Genomic DNA, 7,622 nt, shown 5'->3' with positions numbered 1-7,622 from the left:
TCGGGCTTCGGGCTTCGGGCTTCGGGCTTCGGGCTTCGGGCTTCGGGCTTCGGGCTTCGGGCTTCGGGCTTCGGGCTTCGGGCTTCGGGCTTCGGCAGCATCGTAGTTCGTAGCTGGCGCATCGCACCTGCTCGTAGCTCGTAGCTCGTAGCTCGTAGCTCGTAGCTCGTGGCTCGTAGCTCGTGGCTCGTGGCTCGTGGCTCGTTGGCCCGTAGCTCGCTGCCCGAGGCTGGCGCGAAGCGCCTAGAACGCCCACACGAACGGAATCAACCCCACCGCGGTGATGCCGACGACCAGGCTCAGCGGAGCGCCGAGGCGCAGGTAGTCGCTGAAGCGATAGCCGCCGGGGCCCAGCACCATCAGGTTGGTCTGGTAGCCCAGCGGGGTCATGAAGCTGGCCGAGGCGGCGAACATGATCGCCACGGCGAAGGGCATGAAGGCCACGCCGAGCTGTTCGGATACCGCCATGGCGATGGGAAACATCAGCACCGCCGCGGCGTTGTTGGTGATCAACTCGGTAAACACCACGGTCAGCAGGTAAACCAGGGCCAGCGCCGCCCAGGGCGCCAGGCCGTCGATCAGCAGCAGCCACTGGGCGATCTGCGCCGCCGCGCCGGTCTTGGTCATCGCCGCCCCCAGGGCGAAGGAGGCGGCGATGACGATCAGCACCGAGAGATCGACGTAGCGCCGCGCCTTGCTGGCCGGCACGCAGCGGGTGATCAACATGGCGCCGCCGGCCAGCAGCGCGGCCTCGAGGATGGAGAGCAGTCCAGAGGCGCTAGCCGCCACCATGGCGCCGAGGATGCCGATTGCCAGGGGCGCCTTGCGAAAGTCCGGCGGCGTGGAGTCGTTGAGGCCGCTGACCAGCAGGAAGTCCTTGCGGTAGCGGTACTGGTCGACGAAGTCCTGGGCGGTCTCCAGCAGCAGGGTGTCGCCGACCTGCAGGCGGTGCGTCCCCACCTTGCCGGGCAGTCGCCGACCGTACCGGGAGATCGACAGGATCACCGCCTGGTAGCGGGAGCGAAAGCGCGACTCGCGCACTGTCTGGCCCAAGCCGGCGAAGTCGGGGCCGATCACCGCCTCGACCAAGCAGCGCCGGTGATGGGCGATGTCGAGCTTCTGCACATCGCCGTTGGCCGGTCGCAGGCCGTGGATGCGGCGCAGCTCGCGGGCACACTCGGGGGCGCCGATGAACACCAGGATGTCGCCGGCAATCAGTTCGGTGTCCGGTGGCACGGCGGTAAGCAGCCGGCCGTGGCGCTCGATATCGGCCAGGTAGCCGTGGGCCAGGTTGCGCAGCCCGGCATCGGCGATGCTCTTGCCGGCCAGCGGCCCCTTGTCCTCGACCACCACCTCCACGGAATACTCGCGGGCGCTCTCGAGCTGCTCCAGGGCACCCTGGCGGTCAGGCAACAAGCGGTCGGCCAATAGATAGAGAAAGCCGCCGCCGACAATCACCAGCGGCACACCCACCCAGGCCAGCTCGAACATGGCGAGTTGCACGCCCCGCTCGCTCTGCAGCAGGCCGTCCACCACCAAGTTGGTGCTGGTACCGATCAGCGTGCAGGTACCGCCGAGGATCGCCGCATAGCTCAGCGGCAGCAGCAGCTTGGAGGGCGGCAGCTTGAGCCGCGTGGCCCACTCCTGGATCGCCGGGATGAACATCGCCACTACCGTGGTGTTGTTCATGAAGGCGCTGAGGCCCGAGGCCGGCAGCAGTACCCGCAGTTGCGCCTGGCGCAGGCGCGAAGGCTGGCCCAGTAGGCGATGGGCAATCCACTGGATGGCCCCGGTTTCCTTGAGGCCGGCGGCCACCACGTAGAGGGTGGCGATGGTCATCACCCCCGGGTTGGAAAAACCCGCCAGCGCCTCGCCGGGGGTGAGGATGCCGCTGATCATCAGAAAGGCCAGTGCGCCCATCAGGATCACGTCCGGGGCGAGGCGCGTCGCGGCCAGAGTGCCCAGCACCGCCAGCACGGTGAGCAGGGTCAGGAGCGCGGAAAAGGAAAGCGATGCTATCAAGAACGGTCTGTCATCCATGGCGGTCGGGCACGCTACCGCCCGGGGATTGTACCGGGCGCATTCCCATGCCCTGAAATGAGGACACCACGGGGCTGAGCGTGCACCCCGCATGGCATGTCCGAGTGGCGAGCGGCCATTCTACCCAAGCCGCGTAGTCGGCTCCATGGACGAACGCAACCCAGCCCCTTCAACATGTAAGGGGCTCAGTAGACTTGGCTCGCCAAGGATACAGCCCCCTGACACAGGCCACAACGCGACCGCGAGCATGGGCCCGCGTTGCAGCCGAAGTGTCAAAGTGGGGTCTATTCGATTCGCGCATTCACTCCTTCCTCAACGCATCGCGGATCTCGCGTAGCAGCAGGATCTCCTCTGGCGGCGCGGTGGGCGGTGTAGACACCGCGGCCTGCTGACGGCGCAGGCGGTTGATGCCCTTCACCAGCAAGAAGACCGCGAAGGCCACGATCACAAAGCTGATCACGTTGTTGACGAAGAGCCCGTAGTTGATGGTTACCGCGCCATCGGCGGTGGCCTCGGCCACGGTGGCATAGGGCCCGTCGCCCTTGAGCACCAGAAACAGGTCGGAGAAATCCACCCCGCCGAGCAGCAGCCCGATAGGCGGCATCAGCATGTCCTTCACCAGGCTCTGGACGATGGTGCCGAAGGCGCCGCCCACGATGATCCCCACCGCCATGTCGACCACATTGCCGCGCACGGCGAACTCCTTGAACTCCCTGAGCATGCTGCTCCCTCCTGTTGAATCCCCGACGCCCGGTACGGCCGAGCCGAATACGGGCCAGTGTACCGGGAAGTCGCCGTTACCTTCGCCCTTGCGGCTTTGGCGAGGCTGCACTAACGTTAATTACAAAATCTAACTAAAAGAAACACTCAGAAACAGAAGCGACACGGAGGACGGGGCATGCACTACAGGCGCGAAATCGATGGCCTCCGAGCGGTCGCAGTGCTGCCCGTGATCCTCTTCCATGCCGGGTTTTCCTGGTTCTCGGGCGGGTTCGTGGGGGTCGACGTCTTCTTCGTGATCAGCGGCTACCTGATCACCTCGCTGCTCCTGGATGACCTAAAGAAAGGTACGTTCTCCATAGCCCGCTTCTATGAGCGGCGGGCGCGCCGGATCCTCCCCGCACTGGTCGCCGTGTTGCTGGGCTGTCTGCCCTTCGCCTGGCTATGGTTGACCCCCGCCCAGTTGCAGGATTTCTCCCAGGGCCTGGTGGCCATCAGCCTGTTCGCCTCCAACGTCCTGTTCTGGCTCAAGACCCATTACTTTGCGCCCTCGGCCGAGGAGAACCCCCTGCTGCACACCTGGAGCCTGGCCATCGAGGAGCAGTTCTATATCGTCTTTCCGCTGTTGCTGCTGTTCCTGTGGCGCCATGCCTACCGGCACATGCTCACGGCCATTCTCGTGCTGTCGGCCTTGAGCCTGCTGGCGGCCGAATGGGGATGGCGGCAGGCGCCGTCGGCCAACTTCTTCCTGCTGCCCACCCGCGCCTGGGAGCTCGGCGCCGGGGTCGCCTGCGCCTTTTTGCTGAACCGGCGCCCCCAGTGGTCCAGCGCGCCCCTGGCCACCCTCGGGCTCGGGTGCATCCTGTTCGCCGTCTTGACCTTCGACGAGACGGTGCCCTTCCCCTCGCTGTACACCCTCCTCCCGGTAGGGGGCGCGGTGCTGGTTACGCTGTTCGCCACCCCCGCGACGTTGACCGGCCGCGTGCTGGCGATGCCGCTGCTGGTCGGCATCGGCCTGATCAGCTTCAGCGCCTACCTCTGGCACCAGCCGCTGTTCGCCTTTGCCCGGCTCAGAAGCCTTTCCGACCCCTCGTGGGCGGTCATGGCCCTGCTGTCGCTGGCCGCGCTGGCACTGGCCTATCTGACCTGGCGCTACGTGGAGCAGCCCTTCCGCCGCAAGCCCATCCCGCTGCTGCTGTCGAGACAGGCGGTATTCCGCGCCTCTGGCGTGGCGGGCATGGTCATGCTGGCCGCGGGGCTCTACGGTCATATGGCGGAGGGCGTGCCCGGCCGGATAGCTCCCTCGGGCAGCCCCTTCCTGGCGATCGACGTGGATAACCGGATTCGCTTCAACCCTGGCCTGAGCGAGGCCTGCGAGGACGGCTTCCTGCCTGAGTCGTGCCGTACCGGGCAGGACCCCGAGATCATGCTGTGGGGCGACAGCTACGCCATGCACCTGGCCTCGGCCATCACCGCCAGCCCCAGCCTGCAGGACATGAGCCTGGTGCAGTTCACCAAGCCCGTCTGCGCGCCGATCTATGGCCTCGCCCTCACCTCCCACCGCTACCCTCTCTCTTGGTCCCGGGAGTGCATCGCGTTCAACGCGCAGGTCAAGGCATGGATGGAGCAGCACCCCAGCGTGAAGTATGTCGTTATGTCTTCACCGCTCGGCGTCCTCTACCACGATGCCTACCAGGCGAATGGCAAGCTGCACGAGCACCCCCACGGCACCGAGCTGGTGGTCGAGCATCTCAACCGTACCGCCGAGGCGATCCGCCAGGCCGGCAAGATCCCGATCTTCGTCTCGCCGCCCCCCCGCAGCGACGAGAACCTCGCCCGGTGCATTATCGCCTCGATGATCTTCGTCAAGGGCAATACGGTGAACTGCAATTTCCGCACCGAGCAGTTCTCGCCCCACTATGTCAAGGCCCGGGACCTGCTCGCCTCCGAGCGCATCACCTTCCCAGTGGTCAACCTGGAACCCTATATCTGCCACGACGGCCTCTGCCATACCTTCATGGACGGCAAGGTGGTGTACCGGGATGAGGGCCACCTCTCCCGGGAAGGCTCGGAAGTGCTGGGGGTCAAGCATGACCTGCTCGGCGATATCCTGCGCAAGGCCCAAGGGGAAGACGCGGATCGCCATGTGCTGGCGCAGGCCGACACGCAGGGCCCGCCAAGTTGAGCATCAATCGAGGGCCTGTCCGATTGATGCTCGATGGCGGTCCTCCGTTCGTCACCCCGAGCAGCACTGCCACCGCTACCTCGGGTTAACTGGAGCCTGTCCCCGCTTGCCCCGAAGGGGCCCAGATGTCGAGATGCAACTTCCATTCGTCTGCGACTTTCTTGAAAACAAGAACATAATTGCTCTTTTGGGTGTTACCGTGAGTATCGGTGACCGTTAGGGTTCCCGTTGCGTAGGCCAACTCGCCTGAGCTTTCAACCTCCTGCGTTTTAATCTTGACCTCTTTAACACCCGACTCAGCAACTGCAGTCCACAGGGCACGGATAGATTCCCGGCTACACGCTTTTGGCGTCGAGGGGGCGATCACACATGCCGTATCGGTATAACTTTCAATAATATGATCGATATCACCTCGTTCTACCGCGCTTGCGAACGCCTGATTCGCCGCGTCTATCTCTTCGAACAGGGACTCTGCGGCGTAGGCGCATATGGATGCCAAGGCCAACAAGATGGTTACTAATATTTTATTGGCAACATGCATTTCCCCTACCTCCTTTTGATGGGTGTAACAGAAGCCTAGCGCATGGCAAACCGGGGGCACTCGTCCCTGGGACACGACTCGTCTTCGCGGACAGACCCCGATTGACTGGTGAGGCTGCACCGGTGTCTTCGATTACCCGGCTTGCGCCGCCCCGAGGCATCCGCCAAGATGCGCGGGTCGCCCGGCGGCATTTTCCGGCAACCCTTCGAGGCCCCATGATACTGCTGGCTATCTTTGCCACCCTCTCCATCGGCGTTTCCTTCCTGTGCTCCTTGCTCGAGGCTGCGCTGCTCTCCATGACCCCCAGCTACGTCGCCCAGCTGCGCGAAACGCGCCCGGCCCTGCACACCCGGCTGGCCCGGCTGAAGCAGAACATCGACCAGCCGTTGGCCGCCATTCTCACCCTCAACACCATCGCTCACACCGTGGGCGCGACCGGCGTCGGCGCTCAGGTCACGGTGGTGTTCGGCGAGGCCTGGCTGGGGCTCGCCTCGGCGGTGATGACGTTGCTGATCCTGTTCGTCTCCGAGATCATCCCCAAGACCATCGGCGCCACCTACTGGCGTCAGCTGGCCTCGCCCATGGCCATGCTGCTGGTCGGCATGATCTGGAGCATGAAGCCCTTCATCTGGCTCTCCGAGCGCATCACTCGGCGCATCGGCAAGGACGCCCCGGAGACCGACATGCGCGGCGAGATCAAGGCCCTGGCACAGATCGGCCTGGAGGAGAAAGCGCTGGACGCCGACGAGACCCGGGTGATCACCAACATCCTCAACCTGCACGAAATCCGCGTGAGCGATGTGATGACACCCCGCACCGTCTCGGTCACCGTCAAGCCGCAGATGACGGTCGCAGAGTTCGACGCCGCGCTGGGCCACTCGCCCTTCACCCGCTTCCCGGTGATGGATGGCGGCGAGCAGGCGCTAGGTTACGTGCACAAGGCCGACACCTACCACGCCGAGCCCGACGCCACCCTCAAGTCACTGATGCACCGGGTGCGCCAGGTGATGGCCGACGACGATGTCGAGCAGATATTCACCATGATGGTGCGCGACCGCCAGCACCTCTGCGTGGTCTACGACGACCTGGGCACCTGGGTGGGACTGATGACGCTGGAGGACGTACTCGAGGCGATCCTCGGCCATGACATCGTCGATGAGACCGACAATGTCGCCAACCTGCGCAAGTATGCCAAGCAGCGCTGGACCAAGCGACTCAGGAAGGAACTGGCCCAAAGCGAGTCGCGCACTCAAAGTTAAGTGGGGCCTGTCCCCCGTCGGCTTGCTTCAACTAGCCTTTCTAGAGAGGTTCACTCATAGGCTTGGAGGGGGCTTGCATGAGACGGATCGGCGTACTTGTCCTGGGTGCGGCCCTGGTGGCTTCCTCGGCGGCTTGGGGGGCAGAGGACAGCGAAAGCGGGCGACGCCACATCGAACACCTCGCCGGCTGCTTTGAGGTGACATATCGGTTTGCCGAGGACGGGGTCCATGACATCTTCTCGGAGGAGTACGGGCTGGAGGAGGGGCTGCTCGAGTGGCTCGCCCTGGAGACGCTGTCCGAGACCGCCTACCGCTTGACGCACATGTCGGTTCTCGAGAATCGTGTCATGCCGCATTTCCACGAAATCTGGCGCTACCTCCCCGACGAGGAGGGCTGGCAGCACGAAGTCTGGAGCCGTTCGGCCGCCAACCCTGCAAAGGAGCTCCGCTACACCTGTAGCGCCAGCTGGGTACACAACACCTGGTCCTGCCACGCCGGCAAGGCGGAAAAGCCCTTTCGCGACAGTGGCGCGCCCTTCGGCTTCGATCGTACCGATTACGACTACCTGGACCGGGACAATACCCTGCTGGTCACCCCCGAGGGCTGGATTCACGCGCAGCACAATCTGAAGAAGCGCGAGTCCGGTGAGGTGGTCGCCCATGAGCTGGGCTGGATCACCTATCGGCGCGTCGATGATCAGCGCTGCGCCTCCGCCCATGAGTGGCTGCAGCAACAGCGAGGTGAGTGAATCGAGTAGGAGGGGGGAGTCGCCTCCCCCGTTCTCTCACACCACCGGGCATACGGTTCCGTACCACGGCGGTTCATGAAAAACGACTAAGCCCTCTTACCGTCTCGAGTACCGAGATCATTCCCTGC

General features: G+C 64.4%; 6 protein-coding genes. 3 read left to right on the top strand and 3 right to left on the bottom strand.

The window, feature by feature from the left end:
• Nucleotides 1-243: 243 nt before the first annotated feature.
• Complete coding sequence (locus FHR94_RS19195; RefSeq protein WP_183328342.1) at nucleotides 244-2,040, bottom strand: SLC13 family permease; 1,797 nt, start codon at nucleotides 2,038-2,040, stop codon at nucleotides 244-246.
• Nucleotides 2,041-2,341: 301 nt separating this feature from the next.
• Entirely contained in the window at nucleotides 2,342-2,761 is a 420-nt protein-coding gene (gene mscL / locus FHR94_RS19190) for a large conductance mechanosensitive channel protein MscL (protein ID WP_183328340.1), read from the bottom strand.
• 177 nt (nucleotides 2,762-2,938) lie between these two features.
• Between mscL and FHR94_RS19185 the strand changes: the two genes are divergently transcribed.
• Nucleotides 2,939-4,945, top strand: a complete 2,007-nt coding sequence (locus FHR94_RS19185) for an acyltransferase family protein (RefSeq protein ID WP_183328338.1) — start codon at nucleotides 2,939-2,941, stop codon at nucleotides 4,943-4,945.
• Nucleotides 4,946-5,030: 85 nt separating this feature from the next.
• Here FHR94_RS19185 and FHR94_RS19180 read toward each other — a convergent pair whose 3' ends face one another.
• Nucleotides 5,031-5,486 (bottom strand): YybH family protein, encoded by a 456-nt coding sequence (locus tag FHR94_RS19180; protein WP_183328336.1) that lies wholly within the window; start codon nucleotides 5,484-5,486, stop codon nucleotides 5,031-5,033.
• 215 nt (nucleotides 5,487-5,701) lie between these two features.
• Between FHR94_RS19180 and FHR94_RS19175 the strand changes: the two genes are divergently transcribed.
• Entirely contained in the window at nucleotides 5,702-6,745 is a 1,044-nt protein-coding gene (locus tag FHR94_RS19175) for a CNNM domain-containing protein (RefSeq protein WP_183328334.1), read from the top strand.
• 77 nt (nucleotides 6,746-6,822) lie between these two features.
• Nucleotides 6,823-7,494: a DUF6607 family protein gene (locus tag FHR94_RS19170; RefSeq protein WP_183328327.1), complete on the top strand. Its 672-nt coding sequence runs from the start codon at nucleotides 6,823-6,825 to the stop codon at nucleotides 7,492-7,494.
• Nucleotides 7,495-7,622 lie beyond the last annotated feature (128 nt).

The sequence above is a fragment of the Halomonas cerina genome (genome assembly GCF_014192215.1).
Classification (GTDB): Bacteria; Pseudomonadota; Gammaproteobacteria; order Pseudomonadales; family Halomonadaceae; genus Halomonas; species Halomonas cerina.
The sequence above is the reverse complement of the archived record's forward strand: the minus strand, read 5'-3'. Positions and strand labels throughout refer to the sequence as shown.

Bases quoted from the DNA above. Each gene is read 5' to 3' on its own strand.
- FHR94_RS19195 (WP_183328342.1), bottom strand. From the start codon at position 2,040: ATGGATGACAGACCGTTCTTGATAGCATCGCTTTCCTTTTCCGCGCTC.
- mscL (WP_183328340.1), bottom strand. From the start codon at position 2,761: ATGCTCAGGGAGTTCAAGGAGTTCGCCGTGCGCGGCAATGTGGTCGAC.
- FHR94_RS19185 (WP_183328338.1), top strand. From the start codon at position 2,939: ATGCACTACAGGCGCGAAATCGATGGCCTCCGAGCGGTCGCAGTGCTG.
- FHR94_RS19180 (WP_183328336.1), bottom strand. From the start codon at position 5,486: ATGCATGTTGCCAATAAAATATTAGTAACCATCTTGTTGGCCTTGGCA.
- FHR94_RS19175 (WP_183328334.1), top strand. From the start codon at position 5,702: ATGATACTGCTGGCTATCTTTGCCACCCTCTCCATCGGCGTTTCCTTC.
- FHR94_RS19170 (WP_183328327.1), top strand. From the start codon at position 6,823: ATGAGACGGATCGGCGTACTTGTCCTGGGTGCGGCCCTGGTGGCTTCC.